The sequence below is a fragment of the Sphingopyxis sp. BE235 genome (genome assembly GCF_031457175.1).
Taxonomy (GTDB): domain Bacteria; phylum Pseudomonadota; class Alphaproteobacteria; order Sphingomonadales; family Sphingomonadaceae; genus Sphingopyxis.
Window position 1 is genome coordinate 282,810 of record NZ_JAVDWC010000004.1, and the last position, 24,240, is coordinate 307,049.

Here is a 24,240-nt window from a genome sequence, read left to right on the forward strand (position 1 = left end):
CTAGGGCCGGAAATCGGGTCGCTGCGCGTCGACATAGCTATTCCAGTCGCCCTCTGCCGCAAAGTCGCCCCCGCGATCCCCCCCGCGATCCCACGCCGCGCCGCTGTAATAGACAAAGGGCTGCCCCGGCCGGACGCGGATGAGGATCAGATAATTGTCGGTGTCCTCGGCAAAGCCCGCGAAGGCGGCCGGATCGACGATCACCGCCGCCGCCATCCGTCCTTTTTCGCCATCGGCGGGTCCCCACCAGCTCAACCGCGCGGCGGCGGCGTCCTTGCGGACCTCGCCCAGCTTGCTCCCGTTTATCGGCCGTTTCGAAATGCCGATGCCGACGATCAGCTCGGCATCGCTGCTCGACGCGATGGTCGAGGTCATCCGGGTGAAATTCGTGCCCGCCGGCAGCGTGAAGCGGCGTGTTTCGCGCACCGTGCGCAGCGTATCGACCGGCCACGGCTCGTAATCGACGGTGAAGTCGGCAACGTCGGGCCTCGATTGCAGGATGCGCGGCCGCACATAGTTGCGCGAGGTCCACAGCTTGTTGTCGTACCAGATGCCGAGCCCGCCGGTCCCGCGGCCCGTACCGACATTATAGAAGTCGATCCCTTCGCCATGGTCGGCGTGCTGGTCGCCGGTGCGCAGCTGACGGTCCGTGAAAGGCCAGCGCACGCGCTTGCCCCACGCGTCGATCCCCGACGAGGAGGGCGGTTCGGCCTTCTCAAGCGCGCGACCATAGATACGGTGCGCGATGCGGTCGTTTTCCCAGAGGAGGTCGTCGAAGCGATAATCGGCGATCACCACCGCCGCGCGCGCTTTTTGCTCGTCCGCCGTGGCGGGCCGGAGCGGTTTATGCTGTGGTTTGGGCTCTTGGGCGCCCACCGGCGCGGCGAGCAAAGCAAGTGCAAGGAAAGTCAAACGCATTACCAACTCCACATCGTTCCGTCCTCGAGCCGGTTCACCGGCAGATAGGCACGGGCATAAGGAAAGGATTCGGCGAGCGCCTCGTCGATATCGACGCCGAGGCCCAGCGCGTCGCCCGGATGGAGCATGCCGTCCGCAAAGCGATAGGCGTGCGGGAAGACCGCGTCGGTCTCCTCCGTATGGCGCATATATTCCTGGATCCCGAAATTGGGGATCGAAAGCCCGAGGTGCAGCGCCGCCGCCATCGTCACCGGCGACAGGTCGGTCGCGCCGTGGCAACCGGTGCGGACCTGGTGGAGATCGGCGAGGGAGGCGATCTGCCGCATATGGGTGATGCCGCCCGCGTGGAGCACGGTGGCGCGGATATAGTCGATCAGCCGGTTTTCGATCAGCGCCTTGCAATCCCAGATCGACGAGAAAATCTCGCCGACCGCGAGCGGCGTCGTCGTATGCTGGCGGATCAGGCGGAACGCCTCCTGATCCTCGGCCGGGGTCGCATCCTCGATCCAGAAGGGACGCCAGGGTTCGAGGTCCTTGCCGAGCCGGGCCGCCTCGATCGGGGTCAGCCGGTGGTGGACGTCGTGGAGCAGGTGGACGTCCCAGCCGAGCGCCTCGCGCGCCGCGGCGAACAATTCGGGGACGACACGCATATATTTCGCCGTCGACCAGACATTCTCGGTCGGCAGGTCATTGTCGGCGGGCTCGTAGAAATAGCGGTCCTTGCTGACGCCATAGGTCGACGCCATTCCGGGCACGCCGCATTGCAAGCGGATCGCCTTATACCCCTGCCGCTGGTAATCGAGCGCCGCCTCGATCGTGTCGGCGATCGTCGCGCCATTGGCGTGGCCATAGACCATGCAGCCCTCGCGCGCGGCACCGCCGAGCAGCTGATAGACCGGCAGTCCTGCGACCTTGCCCTTGATATCCCACAGCGCCATATCGACCGCGGCGATCGCCGCCATCGTCACCGGGCCGCGGCGCCAGTACGCGCCTTTATAGAGATATTGCCAGATATCCTCGATGCGGTGCGCGTCGCGCCCGATCAGGCAGGGGACGACATGCTCCGACAGATAGGCCGCGACCGCGAGCTCGCGGCCATTGAGCGTCGCATCGCCGACGCCCGTCGTCCCGTCGTCGCACTCGATCTTCAACGTCGTGAAATTGCGGCCCGGCGCGGTCAAAATCACCCGGGCTGACACGATCTTCGGCATTCCATCCCCTCATCGCCACATGGCTAGTTGTGTGACAACCTTATTGACACTCGATCCAAAAGGAAAGACATATGTCACCGGTGTCAAGGTCAAAGGCCGACACCTCCATGGGAGAGGAAACACGATGCGCAGCGCCAGATGCACCCCGCCTGCCGCAGGCGCGCGCTTTTCGGACATCATATCATCGCCGCGGTGGAGACCGTCGCCCAGCGCTATGCGGGCGGCGCGCGCGGCCCCTGGCAAGATCACGCCGAAACGTGCCTCCTTTCGCTGGTCGCCCCTTGTTGCCGTGAAGGAAATGCCATGCCGCTGAGCCTCTTTGCCCTGATGATGACCGCCCCCGCCGCCGCGGTGGCGCCTGCCGAACCCGCGATGCCGCAGCCCGCGGCGATCCTCGCGCAGACGCGCCGCGTCGCCGACTGGCAGCTCGCGAACCGCACCAACTGGGCGACGATGCCCGCGGCGCGCAAGAGCGTGCAGGAAGTGCGCGACTGGCAGCAGGCGACCTTCTGGGTCGCGCTGACCGAGCTCGCCAGCCGCGACAAAAAATATGCGCAGCCATTGCTCGATCTCGGCCGCGCCGAGAAATGGCAGCTTGGCGACCTCGCCTATCACGCCGACGATCAGCTCATCGGGCAGGCGTGGCTGTGGGCGGCGCAGAGTGGTGCGGGCAAGGGCGCGATCGCGCCGACGAAAGCCTATTTCGACAACGTCCTCGCCAATCGGCCGACGATCGGCCTCGAATTCATCCCCGTCGCGCCGGGCAAGAACACGTCGAAATGCACCGACCGCTGGTGCTGGTGCGACGCTTTGTTCATGGCGCCGCCGACCCTGCTGCGGCTGTCGAAGGCGACGGGCGACAAACGCTACGCCGATTTCGCGCACGAGGAATATAGGGCGACGACCGACTATCTCTTCGACTCGTCGGAAAATCTCTATTTCCGCGACAGCCGATTCTTCGGCATGCGTGATACCAAGGGGCGCAAGCTGTTCTGGAGCCGCGGCAACGGCTGGGTGATGGGCGGCCTCGTGCGGATGCTGCAGGTGATGGACAAGAAGGATCCGAAGCGTCCCTATTATGAAAAGCTGTTCAAGGACATGTCGGCGAAACTCGTGATGCTACAAAAGGCCGACGGCTATTGGCCCGCATCGCTGCTCGACAACGACCCGGGCACCCCGCCCGAATCGAGCGGCACCGCCTTCTTCACCTATGCCTTTGCGTGGGGGGTCGACAACGGCCTGCTCGACCGCGCGACATACGAGCCGGCGGCGGTGCGCGGATGGGATGCCTTGCAGCGCGCGGTGCAGCCCGACGGCATGCTCGGCTGGGTCCAGCAGGTCGGCGACCGGCCCGACAGCGTCTCGGCGAAAGAGACGCAATTTTACGGCAGCGGCGCCTATCTGCTCGCCGGCACCGCGATGTACGACCTGTCGAAAAAGCGCGTAAAGCGTTGATATAGAAAGGGCCGGTCCACCCAGACCGGCCCGTAGCCGCCCTACAACGCGGGCAATTGACTTACCCTCTCAAAGTTGTCATACATTTCTCAAGTTGTATGACAACTAAAATTGACACCGGTATCAACCGGGTCAGTGCCGCCACCAGAGGCGGCGCCACAAAAGGAGAGGGAAATGAAGTCACCATCGGCCTTGCCGACCCGCGCCGCCCTGCTGGCGTCCGCTGCGCTATTTACTGCGATGCCGGCGTGGGCGCAGGAAGCCCCCGCCGAAATCGAGAGCGAACAGGCGGCGGCGGTCGATGGCGGTGACGAAATCCTCGTCACCGGCACCCGTGCGACGCAGCGCAGCTCGATCGAATTCAAGCGCGCCGCCGACGTCGTCGTCGACGGCCTCGTCAGCGACGAAATCGGCGCGACCCCCGACAATTCGGTCGGCGACACGCTCGAACGCATCGTCGGCGTCTCGGCCGACCGCTTCAAGGGCAACGCCAACGAGCTGTCGGTGCGCGGCCTTGGCCCGACCCTGAGCTTCTCGACCTTTAACGGGCGTGAGGTGTCGACCGCCGGACCCGACCGCTCGGTCGCCTTCCAGCAATTCCCGTCCGAACTCGTCAACGGCGTGCTCGTCTATAAAACCCAGCGCGCCGATTTCCTCGAGGGCGGCGTCGGCGGGGTGATCGAACTCAAGTCGATGAAGCCGCTCGATTACGGCAAGCGCCGCATCCAGTTCGAGGTGCGCGGCGATTTCCAGCCGCAGGACAATGATGTCTATCAGCACGACGGCCTCGGCTATCGCGCCAATTTCTCCTACACCGACCAGTTCGAAACCGGGCTCGGCGATATCGGCGTGTCGATCGGTTACCAGCGGCAGGACACGACCGCGCCCGAGGATTATTATAACGCCAATTCGACCTTCCAGCTCTGCAACACCTCGGCGAACAATCCCTTTCAGCTGACCGGCAGCGCCGCCGCGCAGATCGCGGCGGGCGCCAGCCAGAATTGTACGTTCGCGACCGGTCCACGCTCGGTTGCGCCGAGCGCCGGCGCGCCGCCCGTGGTCGTCGGCGAAACGCGAGGCCCCGCCTATTTCGCCAATACGTCGCGCAGCTTCCGCACCCAGCAGACCTCCGAGGTTCGCGACGGGCTGATCGGTGCGATCCAGTGGCGCCCGTCGCCCGATTTCGAAATCGCGATCGACGGCCAATATTCAAAGCGCAACAGCCTCGAGGACCGCAACGTCCTCGGCATCACCGAGGGGCTGCGCGGGGTCCAGCCGCTGGTCATCGGCAACGGCGACAACGGCTATTCGCGCGGCGCGCTGATGAGCTATCGCGGCAATTCGAACCTCGAAAACCAGCTCGAAACGCGCCGCCGCGTCGAGGAATATCTGGGCGGCGGTTTAAGCCTGATCTGGTCGCCCGACCGCTGGAACGTCGCCTTCGACGCCTCCTATTCGAACAGCCACCGCACCGAGACGCAGAAGCAGACGCGCATGCGCTCGACGCGCCGTGTCGGCTATACGCTGACCTATGAGGGCGACGATGTCGTGCCGGTCGTCGCATTCGACAATTTCGACATCACCGACCCCAATCTGTTCCTCGCGAACGCTGCCAACGCGGTCTATGCCCGGCGCCGCTTCGTCACCGACCGCACCGACCGGATCTGGGCCGCGCGGCTCGACATCGACCGCGAGCTCGACGGCTTCGTCACCAGCGTGAAATTCGGTGGCCGGGTCTCCGACCACAATCGCACCAACGACAATGCGCGCAACAACGACCTCAACACACTGGCCGCCATCAACGGCCAGACGCCGGCGCAGCTGATCACGCAGGCGAACCAGCAGTGCCGCGTCCCCTTCACCACCTCCTCCTATATGAAGGGCATGGGGACAAACGTCACACGCTGGGCGACCTTCGACAACGACTGCCTGTTCCGCACCTTTGCTGGCAGCGACGATGCGCTGCCCTACCCCGCCGACGGCCGAGACCCCAGCGACATCGACGTCACCGAACGCATCTATGCCGCCTATGCGATGGCGAATTTCGAATCCGATGCGGGCAACGTGCCGTTCAGCGGCAATATCGGCCTGCGCTGGGTCAAGACCGACATCACCTCGATCGGGTTCCGCCAGCCCTATCGTATCGTCATCGACAGCGTCGGCGATACCTATTCGATCGGCGTCGACCCGACCCGCCCACTCGAAACGAACCGCGTCAAAGGCAGCTACAATTATTTCCTGCCGTCGGCGAATATCGCCTTCGACTTGTCGCAAGAGGTCAAATTGCGCCTCGCCGCCTATCGCGCCATCGCGCGCTCGGGGATCGAAAGCTTCGGCGCGGGGGTCAATCTCAACCCGACGACCTCGGCGACGGGGGTCGACAATATCATCTTCAACGCGACGACGGGCAACCCGAACCTCAAGCCGCTGCGCGCGTGGAACCTCGACGCCAGCCTCGAGCTTTACGCCTCGCAGGACACGCTGATCTCGGTCGCGGGCTATTATAAATGGGCGAAAGGCACGGTGATCAGCGCCGAGGAGCCTATCCCCACCGATGTTACGATCACGACGATCCGCGACGGCGGCGCGCCGGTGACCGAAACCGTCACCATCGCCCCGGTGGCCCCGACGAACGACGCCGAAACGCGGCATCTCTATGGGGTCGAAGCGACCGCGAGCCACGCCTTCACCTGGCTTCCCGATCCGCTCGACGGGTTCGGCATCCAGGGTTCGGTCAACCGCGCCTTTGCCAATTTCGAATATCCCGACACCTCGCCGATCGCCGACTATGTCGACCCGGCCAATCTGATCGGGCTGTCGAAATGGACCGCGAGCGGGTCGGTTTGGTTCGAAAAATGGGGCCTCTCGCTCCGCGCCAACCTTCGTTACCGCTCGGGCTATTACAAGCCGAACGGCGGCACCAACCGCGAGATCCGCGGCGGCACCTACCTGAATCTCTCGGCGCAGTACGACCTCACCAAGAATGTCCAGGTCAAGCTGCAGGCGCTCAACGTCACGAACACGCAGGATATCATGCACAAGGGCGGGTATGACAGCATCGCCGAAGTGTCGCGCAGCGGCCCGCAATATTTCTTCGGCTTCCGGGTCCGCCTGTGAAGCCAGCGACCTTAGCCCGACTCCCTTGGGCTATCCTGGCCGCCGCCGCGTATTTTCCGTCCGCGGCGGCGGCTTTTTCCTCGGCGCCCGCAGCGCCTGTCTGCGCTGCGAGCGAAGGCTATTCGGCATCGTTCGATGGGCGCCGCACCTTCACGCTACGCCCCGATGATCTTGCGGCGATCAAGGCGGCGCTGCCTAATGATGCCGCGATCGGCGCGGCGTACCGCGAGCTGATCGCGCGCGCCGACAAGGCGCTCGCGGCAAAACCCGCGTCGGTGATGGACAAGCGCAGCATTCCGGTGTCGGGCGACCGCCACGATTATGTCAGCCTCGCGCGTTATTGGTGGCCGAACCCCGCGAATCCGAAAGGCGCCTATGTGCGCCGCGACGGCGACACCAATCCCGATATCGAATCAAGCCGCTTCGACCGCTCGGCGCTCAGCCGCATGGCGCGCGAAGCCGACACGCTCGCGCTTGCCTACTATTACAGCAGCGACCGCAAATATGCCGCGGGTGCGGCGCAGGCGATCCGCGCCTGGTTCCTCGACCCCGCCACCGCGATGAATCCGAACATGAATTTTGCGCAGGCGGTGCCGGGCGTGTCGAACGGCCGCCCCGAAGGCGTACTCGACGGCGCGAGCTTTATCGGCGTGATCGACGCCGTAGGGCTGATCGGCCCGTCGGGCGCATTGACGCCGGTCGAGACGACCGCGCTCGAAGGCTGGTTTTCGCGCTATCTCGACTGGATGCTGAGCAGCCCGAACGGCAAGGCCGAGGGCAAGGCGTCGAACAACCACGGGCTCTGGTACGACGCGCAGGCCGCACGCTTCGCGCTCTTCGCGCGGAGGCCCGACATCGCGCGCGCGATCGTCGCGGCCTTTCCCAAGGCCCGGATCGCGCAGCAGATCGACGCATCGGGCGCGCTGCCCGAGGAACTGACTCGCACACGCAGCTTCCATTATTCGCTCTATGCGCTGGGTGCCGCCTATACGGTTGCGGATAGCGCGGCATGCCTCGGCATCGACCTGTATCGCGCCGACGAAAAGGGCCGCTCGCTGCGCAAGGCAACCGACTATGTCGCCGCCTGGCGCGGCCGCGGCGCCGACTGGCCGTACAAGGAGCAAGGCTGGCCCGCCGACACGCTCGACGCGCTGCTCGTCCGCGCCGACGATGCCTGGGGACCCGGCGCCTATCCGCGCAGCATCGGCGGCGACCTGTTGCTGCGCCATCGCTCCCGGTAAGGACACAGGATGATCGCACGCCGCACTCTGCTCCTCACCGCACTGCTCGCCGCACCGGCGGCATGGGCGCGCCCGCGGCCCGGCGCGCTCGATATCCGCGCGATCGAGCGCCGCCGCCTGCTACCGCGAGCCGCAGCGCTGCTCGGCGCCGAACCGCGCACGATCGCCGCCATTCCCGCGCCGCGCAGCCCCGCGGGGCCGCACGACTATTATTCCGAGGGCGATTATTGGTGGCCCGACCCGGCAAACCCCGGCGGTCCCTATGTGCGCCGCGACGGCCGCTCGAACCCCGACAAGTTCGACGGCCACCGCGACGCGCTGATCGCCTTCGGCCGCACCGTGCCCGCGCTTGCGGCGCTGTGGGACCTCACCGGCGAGACGCGTTTTGCGGGCGCCGCGATGCGCCACCTGACCGCGTGGTTCGTCGATCCGAAAACGCGGATGAACCCGAACCTGAACCACGCGCAGGCGATCATCGGCGTGAACAGCGGCCGCGCGATCGGGGTGATCGACACGCTGCAGATCGTCGAGGTCGCGCGCGCCGCCGCGCTGTTCGCCAAGCGCGATGCACCGGGCTATGCGGCGATCCGCGCGGGCGTCGAGGGCTGGTTCGCCGCCTATCTCGACTGGCTCACCACCTCGCGCTTCGGCACCACCGAACGCGACGAAAAGAACAACCATGGTACCTGCTGGCTGCTCCAGGCGGCGTGCTTTGCCGCGTTGCTTGGCCGCACCGATATTCTCGAGGATGCGCGGGGCCGGCTTCAAACCGTGATCATCCCGACGCAGATCGAGCCCGATGGCCGCCAGCCGCTCGAACTCGCGCGCACCAAGCCCTACGCCTATTCGCTCTTCAATCTCGATGTGCTCACCGCGTCGGCGTGGCTGCTCGGCGGCAGTGAACTGATCGGCTGGAAGACCCCAGACGGCCGCTCGATCGGCGGCGCGATCGCGTGGATGGCGCCGTTCATCGCGGACAAGGCGAAATGGCCGCTGCCGCCCGACGTCGAATATCGGGACGGCTTCCCGGTGCGCCAGCCGAGCCTGCTCTTCGGCGGCATCGCGCAAAAGCGCAGCGACTGGCTGGACCTCTGGCAGCGCCTCAATCCGGATCCGACCATCGGCGAGGTCGTGCGCAATTTCCCGGTGCGCCAGCCCCTGCTCTGGCTCTAGTTGCGCCCGCCGACCAGCCCGCGCGCGATCACCTGCGCCTGAATCTCCGCCGCGCCTTCGAAGATATTGAGGATGCGCGCGTCGCACAGCACCCGGCTGATCTCATATTCGAGCGCATAGCCGTTGCCGCCGTGGATCTGCAGGCTCGCGTCGGCGTTCGACCAGGCGGCGCGCGCGGCAAGCAGCTTCGCCATGCCCGCCTCGATATCGCAGCGCTTGCCCGAGTCCTTGGCGCGCGCGGCGGCGTAGCTGAGCTCGCGCGCCATCACGAAGTCTACGAGGCTCATCGCCAGCTTGTCCGACACGCGCGGGAAATGGACGATCGCCTTGCCGAACTGCTTGCGGCTGAGCGCATAATCCAGCCCGAGCTCGAGCGCGCGCCGCGCCACCCCGACCGCGCGCGCGGCGGTCTGGATGCGCGCGCCTTCGAAGGTCCGCATGAGCTGCTTGAACCCCTGCCCCTCTTCGCCGCCGAGCAGCGCGTCGGCGGGCGCTTTCATCGCGTCGAACTGCAACGCATATTCGCGCATCCCGCGATAGCCGAGCACTTCGATCTCGCTGCCGCTCATCCCGACGGCGGGGAACGGTTCGGCCTCGCTCCCGCGCGGCTTGGGGACGAGCAGCATCGACAAGCCGGCATAGCCCTTCGCATCGGGAACCGTTCGCGCGAGCAAGGTCATCAGGTCCGAGCGCGCGGCGTGGGTGATCCAGGTCTTCGCACCATCGATCACCCAATGATCGCCGTCGCGGCGCGCGCGCGTCTGCAATGACCCAAGGTCCGACCCGACGTCGGGTTCGGTGAACACCGCGGTCGGCAATATCTCGCCGCTCGCGATCCGCGGCAGCCATTCGGCCTTTTGCGCGTCGGTGCCCCCCGTCGCGATCAATTCGCCTGCGATCTCGGACCGCGTGCCGAGCGACCCCGCGCCGATCCAGCCGCGCGACAATTCCTCGGTGACGATGCACATCACCAGCTTCGACAGGCCGAGCCCGCCGAACGCCTCGGGGATGCAGACGCCGAAGGTGCCGAGGTCGGCCATCGCCTGCACCGTCGCATCGGGGATCAGGTCGTTCGCGAGATGCCAGCCGTGCGCGTGCGGGACGATCTCCACATCGGTGAAGCGGCGATACTGGTCGCGGATCGAATCGAGATCGGCGTCGTGCAATGTCTCGCTTGGCCAATGGCCGTCGGCGAGCGCAGCCGCGACCTCGGCGCGCATCGCCGCATGATCGGCGTCGAGCAGGTCGGCACAGCTATCGGCGAGCGAGCGCGCCTCGGCGCCCAGGCCAAGATCGGCCGGGCGGAAAATCTCATTCTGCCCCATCGGCAACCCGCCGACGAGCTGGCCGATCCCCTCGGCAAAGGCGAGCACCGCGATTTTCGTATCGAGCGGGTTCGTCTCCCGGCCGGACTCGCACCATTCCAGCACCGCCTCCAGCGCCGCGACCGTTGTCGCGACCCACGCAAAGCCATGCGCCGCACGCTGCTCGCGGTCGATCGGCGCCTGCGCCAACCGTTCGGCAAGCGCCGCCTCGGCCGCGGCGCGATAGACCTGCGCCGCCGTCAGCGCCTCGCGCAAATCGGCCATGCTCAGGCAGCGCGCTCGAAGATCGCGGCGATGCCCTGCCCGCCGCCGATGCACATCGTCTCGAGCCCGTAACGTCCGTCGCGGCGCACCAGCTCGCGCGTCAGGTTCGCGAGGATGCGCCCGCCCGTCGCGCCGATCGGGTGGCCAAGCGAGATGCCCGATCCATTGACGTTGAGGATTTCGTTCCGGCTGTCGTCGTCCGACCAGCCCCAGCCCTTCAGCACCGCAAGCACCTGCGGCGCGAAGGCTTCGTTGAGTTCGACGAGGTCGATATCGCCCCAGCCGAGCCCGCTGCGCGCAAACAGACGCTCGACCGCGGGCACCGGCCCGATGCCCATCCGGCTCGGATCGCAGCCCGCCGCCGCCGAGCTGTGATACCAAGCTATGGGTGTGAGCCCGAGTTCATCGAGCTTGTCCTCGGCGACGACAAGGCATGCCGCCGCGGCGTCATTCTGCTGGCTCGCATTGCCTGCGGTCACGACCCCGCCTTCGAGCGGGCGCAGCTTGCCGAGCGTCTCGAGCGTCGCGTCGGCGCGGTAACCCTCGTCGTGCGCGAAGACGACTGGATCGCCCTTTTTTTGTGGCACCGATACCGGCACCAGCTCGTCGTCGAACAGGCCGTTCGCCCAGGCGGCGGCGGCGCGCTGGTGGCTGCGCACCGCATAGGCGTCGCATGCCTCACGGCCGATATCATAATCCTTGGCCAGATTTTCGGCGGTCTCGATCATGCCCGTGATGACACCGAAGCGCTCGACCGGCTGCGACATCAGCCGCCCGCGCGTCAGCCGGTCGTGGAGCGTGAGGTTGCCCGCGCGAACCCCCTTACGAATGTCGGTCGAATAATGTTCGACGTTCGACATCGATTCGACGCCGCCCGCGACGACGACGTCGGACATGCCCGTCTGGACCATCATCGCGGCGTTGATCACCGCCTGCAACCCCGAACCGCAGCGGCGATCGAGCTGATATCCCGGCACTTCGAGCGGCAGTCCGGCGGCGAGCCACGACCAGTGGCCGATGCTCGGCGCCTCGCCATTGCCATAGCCTTGGCTGAAAACGACGTCGTCGACGCGCGACGGGTCGATCTTCGTCCGTTCGACCAGCGCCTTCAGGATCACCGCGCCCAGCTCGCCCGCGGTCAGCGAGGACAGCGCGCCGCCGAACTTGCCGACGGCGGTGCGGATCGGGGCGACGATGGCGGCGCGGCGCAGGGTCATGTCTTCATTTCTCCATGGTCAGGCGATACCGACGATACCGGCATCGATCAGCCGGGCAAGCTCGCCCGATGAAAGCGACAGGCGCTCGCTCAGGATTTCCTCGCTATGCTGCCCGTTGCGCGGTGCGGCGCGCGGCGGCTGGCGTTCCGCCTGCGGCAATGTCGCAAAGGCGCCCGCGGCGGGATAGGCGAAACCGCTAGGATTGTCGGCGTGCCCGAAGATCGGATTGTCGCCGACCAGCGTCGGATCCTGCACCGCATCGTGCATCGTGCGGTAGGGCGAATGAACGATGCCGCCCGCGTCGAACGCGGCGGCGAGATCGGCATGATCGCGGCTTGCTATGGCCGCCTCGAACAGCGGATAGAGCGCGTCGCGATGCGTGAAACGCAGCCCGTCGTCGGCCGCAAAGGACACGCCGCGCGCCGCCTCGATCGCCGCGATCGCTTCGGCGAGACCCAGCGCCGCGATCAGATTGGCCCATTGGCGCGGCGTGACGACGACGATCATCGTCCGCCGGCCGTCCGCCGTGACAAAATCGCGCCCGAACAGGCCATAGACGGCATTGCCGAGGCGCGGGCGGTTCGCCCCCGAATAGAGCATTTCGGCGACCCCGCCGAGATTGGCGACGGTGCCGATCGCGACGTCGGAGAGCGGCAGGCGCACCTCGCCGCCCTCGCCGGTCACGGTGCGGCGCTGGATCGCCGCGAGCAGCGCAAAGGCGGCATAGGCGCCCGTCAGCAGATCCCACGCGGGCAGCACATGGTTGACCGGCTCGGGACCGGCACCCGTCAGCATCGGATAACCGACGCTGTTGTTCACCGTATAGTCGAGCGCGGGCGACCCGTCGGCCCAGCCCATCACGCGTATGGTGACGAGGTCGGGGCGCCCTTCGGCCAGCTTTGCATGCGACAGGAAGCCCCCGACCGGAAAATTGGTGACGAACTGCCCCGTCGCGCGCACCAGCGCCTGCAGCAGCTCGCGCCCCTCGGGCCGCGCCAGATCGAGCGCGACCGACTTTTTCGCGCGGTTCAGATTTTCCCAATAGAGCGAATCATTGGCGTCGGTCACCGGCCAGCGGCGAAAATCGGGGCCGCCGCCGATCTGATCAACGCGGATCACCTCGGCGCCCATTTGCGCGCAATAAAGCCCGGCGGTCGGAGAGGCGACGAAGGACGAAGCTTCGATCACCGACAGGCCGGCCAGCAGGTCGTACATCCGGCGCCAATCCCCCCCGAGAGCCTCTCGCGAAATCCCCGGCCTCAACGGCCGCAGGAAGCTATCTGGCGCATCCTAAGGGTTCGAACCCCCGGCCTCCGCCTTCGGAGCGGGTACTAACAGGCTATGCCATTCAATGCCAGAGCCGGCATCTCTTACATAAGCCACTAATATTAAGCCGAAAAGGTGAAAATCAACTCCGCCAATGCCAACCCAGATCCTGCCAGAATAAGCCCTGTGGCTTACGCCCCGCTTTCGCGAAAGCGACGAAGCGCCGGGTTTCGGCATCCGGATATTCGCGTCGGACAAGCGTAGATATATCATCCGATCTTTTCATTCTCCCCCGGCCTAGCGATCATTTTGAACGTTTCGGCCAGCTTGACGCCGATGCAACGGAACGATCGTTGCGAACAGCTGTTGTCAAAATATCGAAACTCAAATGGAGGGTGGTTCGCCCTCGCCGTCGGAGAGAGAGAATGAAAAAGCTTCTGACAATTTTCGCAATTAGCAGCTCGCTGTTGCTTCTGTCTGCTTGCAACACAGTTGAAGGAGCTGGAAAAGACGTTGAATCCGCTGCAGACTGTGCTGATGGGGTTAAAGGCAACTGCTAGGCGGCGTGACAGATGGGCGTGAACCGGCGTTCGCGGATCACCTTCATTGACCGGTAGCGGACTGTCGGCTTCTGGGTGCAGGTCGTGAAAAGCAGACGCCGGCCAGGCTATGTTCGCCTGCCATCGCTCGCCATTATTCGTCGCCGCTAGCTCGCCATTATTCGTCGCCGCTAGAACGAAAAACGATAGCCAAGGTTTAAGATCGTCGCGCGCTCCTCGCTTTTGCCGACGAACGCCGCATCGGACCATCGTTGATCGAGGAAAGTGAAGCCGATTTCGGCGTCCAGCGCTACCTTCGTCGACGCGGCGTAAGTGACGCGCAGGCTGGGGCGATAGGCTTTTTGGTGGCCCGGGCCAAAGCGATCGGTGCGCCGCGCGAAACGGAATCGCGGCTCGAAGCTGACCGGCCCCACGGGAAAGCGCGCCGCCGAATCGAACGAAATGATGTTGAAACGGGCCGTCCGCGCATGGCGCAGCCCAAAGATGAGCGTGTCGCCTTTCCTGACGATGCCGTTTCCAGTGATCTGCGCGCCCAGATAAGTTTCGGTGCCGCTGTCCGCGATCGCATCGACCCCGCCCGATGCCGGGGTGCTGCCGGTACGCGACAGGACCAGATCGAGATTGGCCTGCCATTTTGGTGTCAGCGGCTGGGTATATACCACCGACAGGCTGCGGGTTCGTGCCGATCGATCGCGCGCCCATTGTTCCAGCGTCTGGCGCGTGAACAGCTGCCTGAGTTCGCCGAGGCGGTGCACTGACTGGCCGATCACGCTGTTAGTGAGCGAGAGCTGGGGATAATATTGCTGGTCGAATTGCACGCCCACGCTGCCCCCGCCCCGCAGCGGCACGGTGGCGTTCAGGAAGGCATGGCTGAGCTTGCCAAAGCTGACGTCGAAGTCGACCAGCCCCCACAAAACGACGCCCGGCGTGCTATAGCGCGCCTCGATGCCCACCGCCTGCCGGTCGGTCAGCCCGCCGCTTTTCTGGTCGAACCAATAGGCATTGAGCTCGAACGGCTTGTCGCGCGGCGCATAGCCCAGCGTGAAACCGTAGAAACGTCGGTCCCGCTCGATCCGGTCGGTGCGGGTCGAAAAGACCGGACGCCCCGCCTGCGCGTGGAGCGTCCACGACGGATCGATCTCCCATCCCGCACGGATGCCGTCGAACCGGCCGAACACGCCCGAACCGAACAGCGACTGCCGCCCAATCCGCGCCGAAAGGCCAAGGCGATAATGCTGGGTATCGATGTACAGCGCCGCGATGCGCTGGGTGTCGTCGCCCGAACTGCGCGAGGAGCCGACAAGCGTGACCGGCCGCCAATCGAGCGTATAGCTGCCGGCGGCGCGCGCGCTGAACCGCGTTTCGCCGTTGGTGGTCGCCATGTTGATATCGATTGCGGTCAGCAGCTGGTCGATATTGACGCGTCGGTCGATCTCCTCGATCGGATCGCGCCGGCGCGCATCGACGAAAACATTGCGGCTGGTGTCGCGCGAATAAAATTGCGAAAGACCGCCCGAGAAGGTGGTGCGCCATTCGCGCCCGTCCACGCTCGGCCGTGCGGGCTCGCCCGCGCCACCCCGGCCCAGCGCCGCCAGCCGCTGCCCGACCCGGTCGGCGCCCGGCGAGCCAGGAAAACGCCGCAGATATTCCTCATAGCGCAGCCGCGCCGGCCCGCGTTCGCCGCGGCGTTCGTGGATCATGCCGCTGAGTTCCAGCGCGCGCGGGGCATAATCGGTGTCGCGTTGGCCAAGGATGCGGTCGAGCGCGTCGCTGGCGGCTTCATATTGGCCCGCCGCCACCGCCTCTTCGGCCACGGTCTGGAGACGGCGCAATTCGTCGCCGTCCAGCGGCGCGACGGCGCCGTCCGCCGCCTGCTCGACCGGACAGCCGCCTTGAAGGGCGATGTTGCGCAGCGACAGCACCAAGCTTTGCGAGTCATGTCCCAGGGCGATTTCGAAGCGGGTGAGCGTGCGAAAAGTGATCGCGAGCACCGGTCCGCCGACGGCGTCGGCCTCGTAGACAATAGAGCGGACCAGCGGCGTACCGCCCGGCACGGGCAGGAAATCGCGGTTAGGCCGAACGCCGGGCTGCACCATCTCGACCCGCAGCCGCACGTCCATTCCCTGGTCGGTCGGGGCCGCGCCGCTGTAACGGATCGGGCCTGTGAAATGGATCGTCACGGTCGGGCAGTCGATGGTGCCCGCGGCGCTCGCGTCGGCCAACACCTTGTCGCCGCCGCGCTGTGCCCCGGCATGGCCCGCCCAAAACAGCAGGAACAGCGCGAGTGCGATCTTGAGCAAGGCTTCGAAGGCGGCATGCGCGCTCATGATGCCGCTCCCGGCAACAGCTGGTTCCAATGGATCGCCCGGTGGCAATCCTGGCATTGATTGCCGGTCGGCGGGTGATTGGCGGTCTTGCCGGGCGCCTGGAAATTATTGTGGCAGCTGACGCAGTTGCTCACGACGCCGCTGTGGTCGAAGCGCGCGGTCAGCCAGTCCTTGGTGGTATGGCACGACACGCACGCATCGGTCGTGGGGATGTGGCGGAACGTCTTGCCCTCGGCGCGGACATTGTTGTGACAGGCGGCGCAGGTGCGCGGCGTGCCGCGGAACACCGCCTTGGCGTGGCAGGTGTCGCAGCCGATTTCGGCATGCCGCCCGTCGAGCACGAACCCCGTCGAGATATGATCATAGCGGTCGATGACCTTGATCGGCGGCGGATCGGACGTCGCCGCCGCGGCCAGCGCGGCGACAAGGAAGCAGCCCAGCAGGGCGATCCAGGCTTTGATCATCGCAGGTGCCTCCCGTCGAAATCCGGATGGCGGCGCGCGTTCGCGGGGACGCGCACCGTCTTGAAGCTGTCGCCCCCGACATGGCAGGTTTCGCATTTCGTGCCGAAGCGGCCCTCGTGATGATCGTCAGCCTTGTGGCAGCCGTAACAGCCCACCGGCAGCCGCGCGGTCGTCGCGGGCCTGGTGTGGCAGCTGTTGCAGGCGAGCCGGGCATGGCGGCCGGTCAGTGAAAAACCCGTGCGATCATGGTTGAACCGCGCGCCGGTCCAGCGCGCGGTCGTGTGGCATGTCTCGCACCTCGCTGGCGTGCCGAACCGGCCCTTGTGCGCAATGTCGGCGTGGCAACTGGCGCATGTGACACCTGCGGCGCGGAATTGCGTATTCCGGTGACAATCGGCGCACGCGACGCGGCTGTGGGCGCCGGTCAGCGGAAAGCGCGTTGCGGCATGATGAAAGCCCGGCGCCGGCCGCCAGCGGTCCTGCGTGTGGCACGCCGCGCAATTGCGGCCGAGCTTGCCCAGATGCGGATCCTGGCGGACATGGCACCCGGCGCATTCGCGCGATGGTTTGAAGCTGTGCACAGGTTTGACGTGGCAGGTGGCGCAGCGCACCCGCTTGTGCGCCCCGAGCAGCGGAAAACGCGTCGCCTTGTTGTGATCGAAAAACGCGCCTTTCCAGCTGGCAGGCGAATGGCAGGTGGCGCAGTTGCTGCCGTTGACGCCCTTATGGACATCGTCCTTGCGGTGACAGGCGGCGCACTGCATCGGTGGACGCAGCCGATCGTTCTGCGCGCCGTGACAGGCGGTGCAGGTAACCGTGCGATGCTGGCCGACGAGCGGAAAACGCGTCCGTTCATGGTCGAACAGGGCGCCCTTCCAGCTCAGCTGCGAATGGCAGCTTGCACAGTCGGTTCCGTTGCGCCCCTTGTGGACATCGTCCGCCAGGTGGCAGGCGACGCACTGTTTCGGCGTCCCGGCGAAGCGATTGCCGACATGGCAATCGGCGCATGCGGCCGTCTGATGCGCGCCGACCAATTGAAAGCCGGTCGCCGCGTGATCGAACTTATGGATGATCTTCCAGCCGCTTTCGCTGTGGCAGCTGGCGCAATTCTTGCCGAAGCGGCCGCTATGAACATCCTCTTTGACATGGCAGGCAACGCAGGCAGCGGGCGCGGCACGAAACTTCATTCCGGACTTGTGGCAGTTCGCGCAGGCGACGCCGCGATGCTTGCCGTGGATCGGAAAATCGATCTTGCCATGGTCGAAGCCGGTGCCCTTGAGGTTCGCGGCGAATTGGACCGCGCCCTGATGCTCGAGATGGCAGGCACGGCATTGCTGTTTCGCGGCCGATGGCGTGCGACCGTGAAAGCCGGTGCGCAGGCGGACGTCGTTGGCGACGTCGGCATGGCATGCCTTGCACTTGCCATTCTCGGCCGACGGGGTGAAGGAATAATGGCAGGCTCCGCAGCGCGCCTCGATCTTCGCATGCGCGGGGCGCAGCGGGCCGGGGCTGACCAGTCGCTCCAGCGTCGGGCGCAACGCGAACAGTCCCCCGATCATCGCCAGCAGCACGAGCGCGCCGACAAGGACCGAGGTCCGCGACATCAGTACATATGGACGGCGAGGACGTGCAGCGCCACGGTCATCGCGAGGAACAGGAACAGCGGCACGTGCAGATAATGCCAGGCCCGGAACAGGCGGTCGTAGAAGGCGAACCCGCCGACGTCGCGGATCGACTGCAGATAGCGCGTCAGATGGTCGATCAACGCCTCGCTGTCGGTTGCCCGCCGGCCCGGAAGCGAAGCCTCCCGTGCCAGTTCGGCACGCACGACACCTCGGAGCCGCCAGGCGAACAGCCATGTCCGGGCCGTGATCGAAAAGACCGCGAACGCGCCATGAAACAGATTGGACCGCTTTTCGAGGGCGTGCCGCTCAAGCTCGCGAAGATAGCCGACGATGAGGTGACCGGCGTCGCCATCGGCGTCGAGCAGGAGCCGCGATTCGCCAAGTTCGTCGAGAAAATCCCGAACCTCCAGCTTTCGCTGCGAATATCCGCGATGGATATGGACATATAGAAAGCGCCCGAAAAGCCCGCTCGCGACGACCACCAGCAAGGCAAGCAGGGCGACACCGCTGTTCGTCGCCGCCCAGGTAAAGCGCGCATGGTAAAGAATGACCAGCGGCCCGAGCAGGCCAAGCAGCATGTGGATGCGAAACCAGGTGCCGACCGACCCCATCCATGTTGCTCCGGTCAGCCTTTTGCGGAGCGGATAGATCATGAGAATGGCCATCATCGTCACGCCGATGATCCCGAGCGCATAACCAAGGCCATCCTCGGGCGTCGGCAATTCCGCGCGATGCCACCAGCCCCATAAGATGGCGGCAGGTATGAACAATAAAATGAGGAAGGAAAAAACTGTTTCAAAAGAAACAATTGCTTTCCTTTGGGGTGCCGACGCCTCTCTGGCTACGAGAGTGAGCTGTTCCGACTCCATTTTGGTTCACCCTCTAGGGCATGTTTACTAGGCTAGACCTCCCTCTTCGGCATGACAAATTATTAGTCTATCTATATAATTTGGCCTACTCCTTCCAGATTTTGCACATTGATTTCAAAAGAACTGAACGCAGCCGTGGTCAAAAATCCATATCGCTCGCCGCCCCGAGCGCCGAACAGCGACGCGGCTTGAACCTCCCATCGACGCGAATGCCGCACCGCCGGGCGCAGGGGGTCTTTCCTCTTGTGACAAGGACGGCTCTTAGGGCCGCGGAGGGCTTCCAGAGGGGAAAATAGCGGAAAAATCCGCAGACATATGATGGAGTCGCAATGCCCTTTGACCCGGCGGTTTTCGCCGACGCCCTCGCGGCGTTACCAAAACTGCCGTTTGACACGGCGGCGCTCGCCTACGCGCTCCCGGCATTGCCCATCTGGCTGAGCTATTGGGCGCGGCACCGCGCGATCGAGCGCAAAAGTCACACCATATTGGAAGATGCGCGCGACGCAGGGCTGACCGAGCCCAATTCGCTCCACCCCGTCATCGACACCGCCAAATGCATCGGCTGCTCGGCATGTGTGCTGGCGTGCCCCGAAGGCGACGTGCTCGGCCTCTTGGAGGGGAAAGCCACGCTCATCGACCCGACCCGCTGCATCGGGCACGGCGCCTGCCAGCAGGCATGCCCAGCCGACGCGCTGGCGCTGGTCTTCGGCACGGCCACGCGCGGCATCGACATTCCGTTCGTCAGTCCCGATTTCGAAACCAATGTCCCCGGCATCTATCTCGCCGGCGAAATCGGCGGCATGGGGCTGATCCGCAACGCCGTGAAGCAGGGGACCGAGGCTGTCGACGCGATCGCCGCCGCGAACGAAGGCGATGATGCGCACGACATGCTCGACCTGATGGTCGTCGGCGCGGGTCCGGCGGGCATTGCCGCCAGCCTGCGGGCGATGGAACTCGGCCTGCGCTTCGAAACGGTCGAGCAAGATAGTCTGGGCGGAACCGTAGCGCATTTCCCGCGCAACAAGCTGATTATGACCGCACCGGTAAAACTGCCGCTCTTCGGCGAACTCCGCTTCCGTGAAATCCGCAAGGAAGCGTTGCTGGGAATATGGCAGGATGTCATCGAGCGGACCGGGCTGCATATCCGCTGCAACGAAAAGGTGGTGGATGTCACGCCCGGCAACCGGGGCTTTACGGTCAGAACAGCGAACGGCGTGTATCGCGCCCGGCGGGTGCTGCTGGCAATCGGCCGGCGCGGAACCCCGCGCAAGCTGGGCGTGCCGGGCGAGGATCGGAGCAACGTCGTCTATCGCCTGACCGACCCGGCGCAATATGCCGGCCGGCGCGTGCTGGTCGTCGGCGGCGGCGACAGCGCGATCGAGGCCGCTGTCGCATTGGCGGATCAGCCGGGCACCCAGGTCACCCTTTCCTATCGGCGAGATGCCTTTAACCGGACGCGACGGCAGAATCGCGATGCGATCGCCGCGGCGGCGGCGGAGGGCCTGGTCACGCTATACCTCCAATCGTCTGTCGAGGAGGTGCGGCATGGCGCCATCTCCCTTCGGCACCACGCCGAATTGTTCGACCTGCCGAACGACGATGTCATAGTCTGCGCGGGCGGCGAGTTATCCACAGGCCTTCTGCAATCGATGGGCATTCGCGTGGAGCGCAGGTTCGGTACGGCTTCTCCCGCAATTGCGATCGATCCGGTAAACGCGACCAAGGAGGCAAATCTGCAGGCGGCCTGATGCACCATCATATCTTGGGGACCTGTGGTGCCTAACGTCCGCTTTGAGGGCGAATCTTCAATAATCTGAACGGCCGACATCGGGCCCAAAGTGCCATGCCCGAACATGATTCGGACCGCGGCGGGACGAATATGACGCGTAATGGCATTGCCTCACGAACGAGATGCTTATGCGGCAAAATCCACGCTCCCGCGCAAATCGCCGGAATCTAGTCAAATATTTGAAGTATAAAGGAAATGGCGCACCCGAAGGGATTCGAACCCCTGGCCTCTGCCTTCGGAGGGGGTACTAGCATGTTTGCGCCAGCCTACGCCAGAGCAAGTTTTTCTAGCCTAAGCCACTATAATAAAACGCTATTCTTGATTTGTCGATCTGCGCTGCCGTAACCTTGAATTCGCCCTGATTTCCTTCCGCGTGCTTACGTGGTGCTTACGCGAAAACCGGGCCAAACGGGAGTAGGCTCGATGGTCAAACTGACCAAGCGCGTTGTCGATGCAGCTGTAGCAGAGACGAAAGATTATGTCCTCTGGGACGATGAACTAATTGGCTTCGGGCTCCGGATATTCCCCACCGGCAAGCGCAGCTACCTCATTCAGTATCGCGCCGGAGGCCGCTCGCGTCGTTACACGATCGGCATCCATGGAGTCTGGACTCCGGAAACTGCCAGGCGGGAGGCCAAGTCCCAGCTCGGTAGGGTTGCTCAAGGCGAGGACCCTGCCGAAGAACGGGCCGAACTCAACAAAGCGATGTCGATGAAGGAGCTATGCGAGCTCTACATGCAGGATCTCAGGGATGGACTCATTCTGGGCAAAGGGGGCCGCCCGAAGAAGCAATCGACCGTCGACATCGATCTGGGCCGGATCGAACGGCACGTCATCCCGCTCCTCGGATCCCGCCGGGTCAAAGACCTCACTAAGGCGATCCTCACGAAAGCCATGCGCGATATCATGGCGGGGAAGACCAAAGCCTTCATCAAGACCAAAAAGCTCCGCGGCCGCGCCAATGTGCGGGGCGGGCCAGGCACGGCGGCTCGGACGCTGGGGTTGATTGGCGGAATACTGACCTATGCCGTCGATCTCGGCATCATCGACAGCAATCCCGCGCATGGCATCAAGCGTCCCAAAGACAATGTCCGTTCGCGGCGTCTCAACGACGGCGAGTATCGAATTCTTGGCCGCATGCTCAAGGCCGCTGCGCAAATCGAGAAGTTCGGCCCGACGATCGATATCATCCGGCAAATCGCACTTACAGGTTGCCGACGCGGTGAGATTATCAATCTCAAATGGTGCGATGTCGATATCGACGGAAGTTGCCTTCGCCTCTCCGAGAGCAAGGAAGGAAAGTCGGTCCGCCCTGTCGGCTTGCCGGTTGTAGAGTTCCTCGAGCAGCATCAAGGCGAAGACAATGGCACATATGTGTTTCCTGGCCCGCGCGGTGAGGACACGGCATTTGGCGGCTTTCCAAACCATTGGGACGAGATATTCCTGGGCTCGCCCCTCGAAGGCGTCACTGCGCATGTTCTGCGCCACAGCTTCGCCAGCATCGGTAATGACCTGGGCTTCACCGAGGTCACCATCGCCGCCCTTATGGGTCATGCGAAGGGGTCGGTAACGAGCAAATATATCCATGTCCTGGACGCGGCGTTGATTATGGCAGCCGACACACTGGCCGGCTACATTGCCGCCCTGCTCGACGGAAGAATCTTCAAGCAGCGTGCGTATTCGCTCGATCGCGCATCGCGGAAGGCGGCTCTCTCCGAGTTTCTCGATCGACAGGAGGCACCAATTCGCAAGGCAGCCTAGCTGGGACAGGGTTACGGATTTTGGAGGGAAGCTTGAATTCAGATCGCAAGCCGCAGCTAGCGGCGCGCCGAAATTCGACCATCTACCTACGCTTGGACTGGCTTTGGAAATACTTCCCCGGGGTGACGCCGGTCGCCTGACGGAACATACGGATGAAATTGCTGGCCGAGCCAAATGACAAATCCAGGGCGATATTGGTTATGGGCTCTCCTTCAGCCAAGCGAACCAGGGCGGCCCGAAGTCGCGCCTGTCTTCTGTAATCTGTAAAAGTCATATTCGCTTCACGCTCGAATGCGCGAGCCAGGGTCCTGCTGCTCGCGCCCAATTCGCTCGCCCACTCCGACAATGGTTTGTCATTCCCCGGCTCCCGCGAGAGAGCGGTCTCGATTTTTCTGAGACGCGAGGACCGCAGTTGAGGGACGAATAGGGATGGCGCGATTTCGACGGACACTTCTTGAGAGAACAAGAGCGTCAAACTGACGCGCCGGGAGCGCGGCGCTGCCTTTTCGAGGGCAAAGATGCACTCGCGCAGGAGGCTACTCACCGCAACGACACCGGGAGCCTCGGGCAGCCGGCGGAGCACGCTGCCGCGACAGTAAACGCTGAGCATTTCGAAGCCAGCTGAAGTTTGCACCCGGTGATTTTCATTGGAAGGGAGCCAGCAGGCTTGCTGGGGCGGCACCACCCAGCATCCAGCCGCCGTTTCGAGGATCATCACACCGCGGCTAGGATAGATGAGCTGTGCGGCAGGGTGAACATGCCACGTGCCCCTGAACCCCGCCGGAAATACCGAACGGTCTACTGAGAGGGCATCGGCCCCGCCTTCGGCAATTGTCACAACATGTCCGATTCAGAATATTACTTGTCATGCTAGCATATATCCGACGTAACGCGGATTGCCTACCAGACGCCATCAGGTGGAGTTGCAGATGTCGTTGAAGATGGTCGAACAGCGAGAGCCGGAAGAAATGCCTCGCCCGCACGGAGAGTATCGCAAAGAATTCCTATCGCGCGTGCTCGCCTTCAAGCCGTCGTCGATACTGGATGTAGGGTGCGGCAATGGTGCTTCGCTGCAGCTATTCAGCGAAGCCGATGTCGCCCACTGCGTCGGCATAGACCCGGAGGAAGAGGCCGTAGAGGAAGGCCGCGCGCTAGGTCTGGAAATACACCTCGGCCGAGCAGAGGCACTTCCATTCCCGGATCAAAGCTTTGATGTGGTGACTTTGGAATACGCCGCGCATCATCTTGAAAACCTTCATAGGGGGCTTCAGGAGGCAATCCGGGTCGCACGTTTGGGTGTCGTGGTGCTGGATTGCTGGTACGATGCGGCCATTCCATCGCAGCTGGCAGCACAGCTATATGACGAATGGATAAAGGTAATAGACCGCCGGGCCGGTCTTGTGCACAATCCCTGCCCCCAGCCAGCTGATCTCGCCGCCACATTTCTGACCGCCGGCTTCAAGATCGACTATTCTTGTAGGCTTTTTCTCGTGCCCCTCTCCGTTTCCCAAATCGAATTATCGGCCAGACAGAGGCTTCACGAGATCCCGGAGCCTTGCGGATTGCGCGACGATCTGGAGAGGCTGCTTGATATAGCCCGATTAAATGGTCTTTCGGATGACGGTGCGATCATCCTCTCGGCAGCTCGTGGCGGTTAG

The 24,240-nt window shown here is 64.3% G+C and carries 17 protein-coding genes; 7 read left to right on the forward strand and 10 right to left on the reverse strand.

Annotated features, from left to right (window positions below; translation table 11 throughout):
* On the reverse strand, nt 1-918 hold the full coding sequence (locus tag J2X38_RS17720) for a DUF4861 family protein (RefSeq protein ID WP_310255947.1): 918 nt from the start codon (nt 916-918) through the stop codon (nt 1-3).
* Nucleotides 918-2,129 (reverse strand): D-mannonate dehydratase ManD, encoded by a 1,212-nt coding sequence (gene manD, locus J2X38_RS17725; protein WP_310255949.1) that lies wholly within the window; start codon nt 2,127-2,129, stop codon nt 918-920. Before manD ends, J2X38_RS17720 begins: the two co-directional genes overlap by 1 nt.
* 303 nt (nt 2,130-2,432) lie before the next feature.
* Between manD and J2X38_RS17730 the strand changes: the two genes are divergently transcribed.
* The 4 genes from J2X38_RS17730 to J2X38_RS17745 all read left to right on the forward strand — a co-directional run bounded on the left by J2X38_RS17730 (nt 2,433) and on the right by J2X38_RS17745 (nt 9,115).
* Complete coding sequence (locus J2X38_RS17730; protein WP_310255951.1) at nt 2,433-3,584, forward strand: glycoside hydrolase family 88 protein; 1,152 nt, start codon at nt 2,433-2,435, stop codon at nt 3,582-3,584.
* A 174-nt stretch (nt 3,585-3,758) separates the two neighbouring features.
* Nucleotides 3,759-6,701 (forward strand): TonB-dependent receptor, encoded by a 2,943-nt coding sequence (locus J2X38_RS17735; RefSeq protein WP_310255953.1) that lies wholly within the window; start codon nt 3,759-3,761, stop codon nt 6,699-6,701.
* Nucleotides 6,698-7,942, forward strand: coding sequence for an alginate lyase family protein (locus J2X38_RS17740; protein WP_310255955.1), 1,245 nt, complete (start codon nt 6,698-6,700; stop codon nt 7,940-7,942). The genes J2X38_RS17735 and J2X38_RS17740 overlap by 4 nt, the downstream gene beginning before the upstream one ends.
* A gap of 9 nt (nt 7,943-7,951) precedes the next feature.
* Nucleotides 7,952-9,115: an alginate lyase family protein gene (locus J2X38_RS17745; protein ID WP_310255957.1), complete on the forward strand. Its 1,164-nt coding sequence runs from the start codon at nt 7,952-7,954 to the stop codon at nt 9,113-9,115.
* Here the strand turns inward: J2X38_RS17745 and J2X38_RS17750 are convergent.
* From J2X38_RS17750 to J2X38_RS17780, 7 genes are all read right to left on the reverse strand, one after another.
* Nucleotides 9,112-10,704 carry an acyl-CoA dehydrogenase family protein gene (locus J2X38_RS17750; RefSeq protein ID WP_310255959.1) on the reverse strand — a complete coding sequence of 531 codons (1,593 nt, stop codon included), beginning with the start codon at nt 10,702-10,704 and terminating at the stop codon, nt 9,112-9,114. The genes J2X38_RS17745 and J2X38_RS17750 overlap by 4 nt on opposite strands.
* A gap of 2 nt (nt 10,705-10,706) precedes the next feature.
* On the reverse strand, nt 10,707-11,921 hold the full coding sequence (locus J2X38_RS17755) for an acetyl-CoA C-acetyltransferase (protein ID WP_310255961.1): 1,215 nt from the start codon (nt 11,919-11,921) through the stop codon (nt 10,707-10,709).
* 18 nt (nt 11,922-11,939) lie between these two features.
* Nucleotides 11,940-13,136, reverse strand: a complete 1,197-nt coding sequence (locus J2X38_RS17760) for a CoA transferase (protein WP_310255964.1) — start codon at nt 13,134-13,136, stop codon at nt 11,940-11,942.
* 781 nt (nt 13,137-13,917) lie between these two features.
* Nucleotides 13,918-16,074 (reverse strand): tetratricopeptide repeat protein, encoded by a 2,157-nt coding sequence (locus tag J2X38_RS17765; RefSeq protein WP_310255966.1) that lies wholly within the window; start codon nt 16,072-16,074, stop codon nt 13,918-13,920.
* Nucleotides 16,071-16,538 (reverse strand): hypothetical protein, encoded by a 468-nt coding sequence (locus J2X38_RS17770; protein WP_058539323.1) that lies wholly within the window; start codon nt 16,536-16,538, stop codon nt 16,071-16,073. Before J2X38_RS17770 ends, J2X38_RS17765 begins: the two co-directional genes overlap by 4 nt.
* Nucleotides 16,535-18,142: a cytochrome C gene (locus J2X38_RS17775; protein WP_310255968.1), complete on the reverse strand. Its 1,608-nt coding sequence runs from the start codon at nt 18,140-18,142 to the stop codon at nt 16,535-16,537. The genes J2X38_RS17770 and J2X38_RS17775 overlap by 4 nt, the downstream gene beginning before the upstream one ends.
* On the reverse strand, nt 18,142-18,885 hold the full coding sequence (locus J2X38_RS17780; RefSeq protein WP_310255970.1) for a hypothetical protein: 744 nt from the start codon (nt 18,883-18,885) through the stop codon (nt 18,142-18,144). Before J2X38_RS17780 ends, J2X38_RS17775 begins: the two co-directional genes overlap by 1 nt.
* Before the next feature lie 476 nt (nt 18,886-19,361).
* Between J2X38_RS17780 and J2X38_RS17785 the strand changes: the two genes are divergently transcribed.
* Both J2X38_RS17785 and J2X38_RS17790 read left to right on the forward strand, forming a co-directional pair.
* Complete coding sequence (locus J2X38_RS17785; RefSeq protein ID WP_405053471.1) at nt 19,362-20,780, forward strand: NAD(P)-binding domain-containing protein; 1,419 nt, start codon at nt 19,362-19,364, stop codon at nt 20,778-20,780.
* Nucleotides 20,781-21,244: 464 nt separating this feature from the next.
* The gene (locus J2X38_RS17790) at nt 21,245-22,582 is read left to right on the forward strand and encodes a site-specific integrase (RefSeq protein WP_053555637.1); all 1,338 of its coding nucleotides are present in this window, start codon (nt 21,245-21,247) and stop codon (nt 22,580-22,582) included.
* 82 nt (nt 22,583-22,664) lie between these two features.
* Here the strand turns inward: J2X38_RS17790 and J2X38_RS17795 are convergent, their stop codons facing one another.
* Nucleotides 22,665-23,420, reverse strand: coding sequence for a helix-turn-helix domain-containing protein (locus J2X38_RS17795; protein ID WP_077031238.1), 756 nt, complete (start codon nt 23,418-23,420; stop codon nt 22,665-22,667).
* A gap of 91 nt (nt 23,421-23,511) precedes the next feature.
* Between J2X38_RS17795 and J2X38_RS17800 the strand changes: the two genes are divergently transcribed.
* Nucleotides 23,512-24,240 (forward strand): class I SAM-dependent methyltransferase, encoded by a 729-nt coding sequence (locus tag J2X38_RS17800; protein WP_156878254.1) that lies wholly within the window; start codon nt 23,512-23,514, stop codon nt 24,238-24,240.

What these genes read in the sequence shown, in the direction of transcription:
- J2X38_RS17720 (WP_310255947.1), bottom strand. Translation starts at nt 918, where the DNA reads ATGCGTTTGACTTTCCTTGCACTTGCTTTGCTCGCCGCGCCGGTGGGC.
- manD (WP_310255949.1), bottom strand. Translation starts at nt 2,129, where the DNA reads ATGCCGAAGATCGTGTCAGCCCGGGTGATTTTGACCGCGCCGGGCCGC.
- J2X38_RS17730 (WP_310255951.1), top strand. Translation starts at nt 2,433, where the DNA reads ATGCCGCTGAGCCTCTTTGCCCTGATGATGACCGCCCCCGCCGCCGCG.
- J2X38_RS17735 (WP_310255953.1), top strand. Translation starts at nt 3,759, where the DNA reads ATGAAGTCACCATCGGCCTTGCCGACCCGCGCCGCCCTGCTGGCGTCC.
- J2X38_RS17745 (WP_310255957.1), top strand. Translation starts at nt 7,952, where the DNA reads ATGATCGCACGCCGCACTCTGCTCCTCACCGCACTGCTCGCCGCACCG.
- J2X38_RS17750 (WP_310255959.1), bottom strand. Translation starts at nt 10,704, where the DNA reads ATGGCCGATTTGCGCGAGGCGCTGACGGCGGCGCAGGTCTATCGCGCC.
- J2X38_RS17755 (WP_310255961.1), bottom strand. Translation starts at nt 11,921, where the DNA reads ATGACCCTGCGCCGCGCCGCCATCGTCGCCCCGATCCGCACCGCCGTC.
- J2X38_RS17760 (WP_310255964.1), bottom strand. Translation starts at nt 13,136, where the DNA reads ATGTACGACCTGCTGGCCGGCCTGTCGGTGATCGAAGCTTCGTCCTTC.
- J2X38_RS17765 (WP_310255966.1), bottom strand. Translation starts at nt 16,074, where the DNA reads ATGAGCGCGCATGCCGCCTTCGAAGCCTTGCTCAAGATCGCACTCGCG.
- J2X38_RS17770 (WP_058539323.1), bottom strand. Translation starts at nt 16,538, where the DNA reads ATGATCAAAGCCTGGATCGCCCTGCTGGGCTGCTTCCTTGTCGCCGCG.
- J2X38_RS17775 (WP_310255968.1), bottom strand. Translation starts at nt 18,142, where the DNA reads ATGTCGCGGACCTCGGTCCTTGTCGGCGCGCTCGTGCTGCTGGCGATG.
- J2X38_RS17785 (WP_405053471.1), top strand. Translation starts at nt 19,362, where the DNA reads ATGCCCTTTGACCCGGCGGTTTTCGCCGACGCCCTCGCGGCGTTACCA.
- J2X38_RS17790 (WP_053555637.1), top strand. Translation starts at nt 21,245, where the DNA reads ATGGTCAAACTGACCAAGCGCGTTGTCGATGCAGCTGTAGCAGAGACG.
- J2X38_RS17800 (WP_156878254.1), top strand. Translation starts at nt 23,512, where the DNA reads ATGTCGTTGAAGATGGTCGAACAGCGAGAGCCGGAAGAAATGCCTCGC.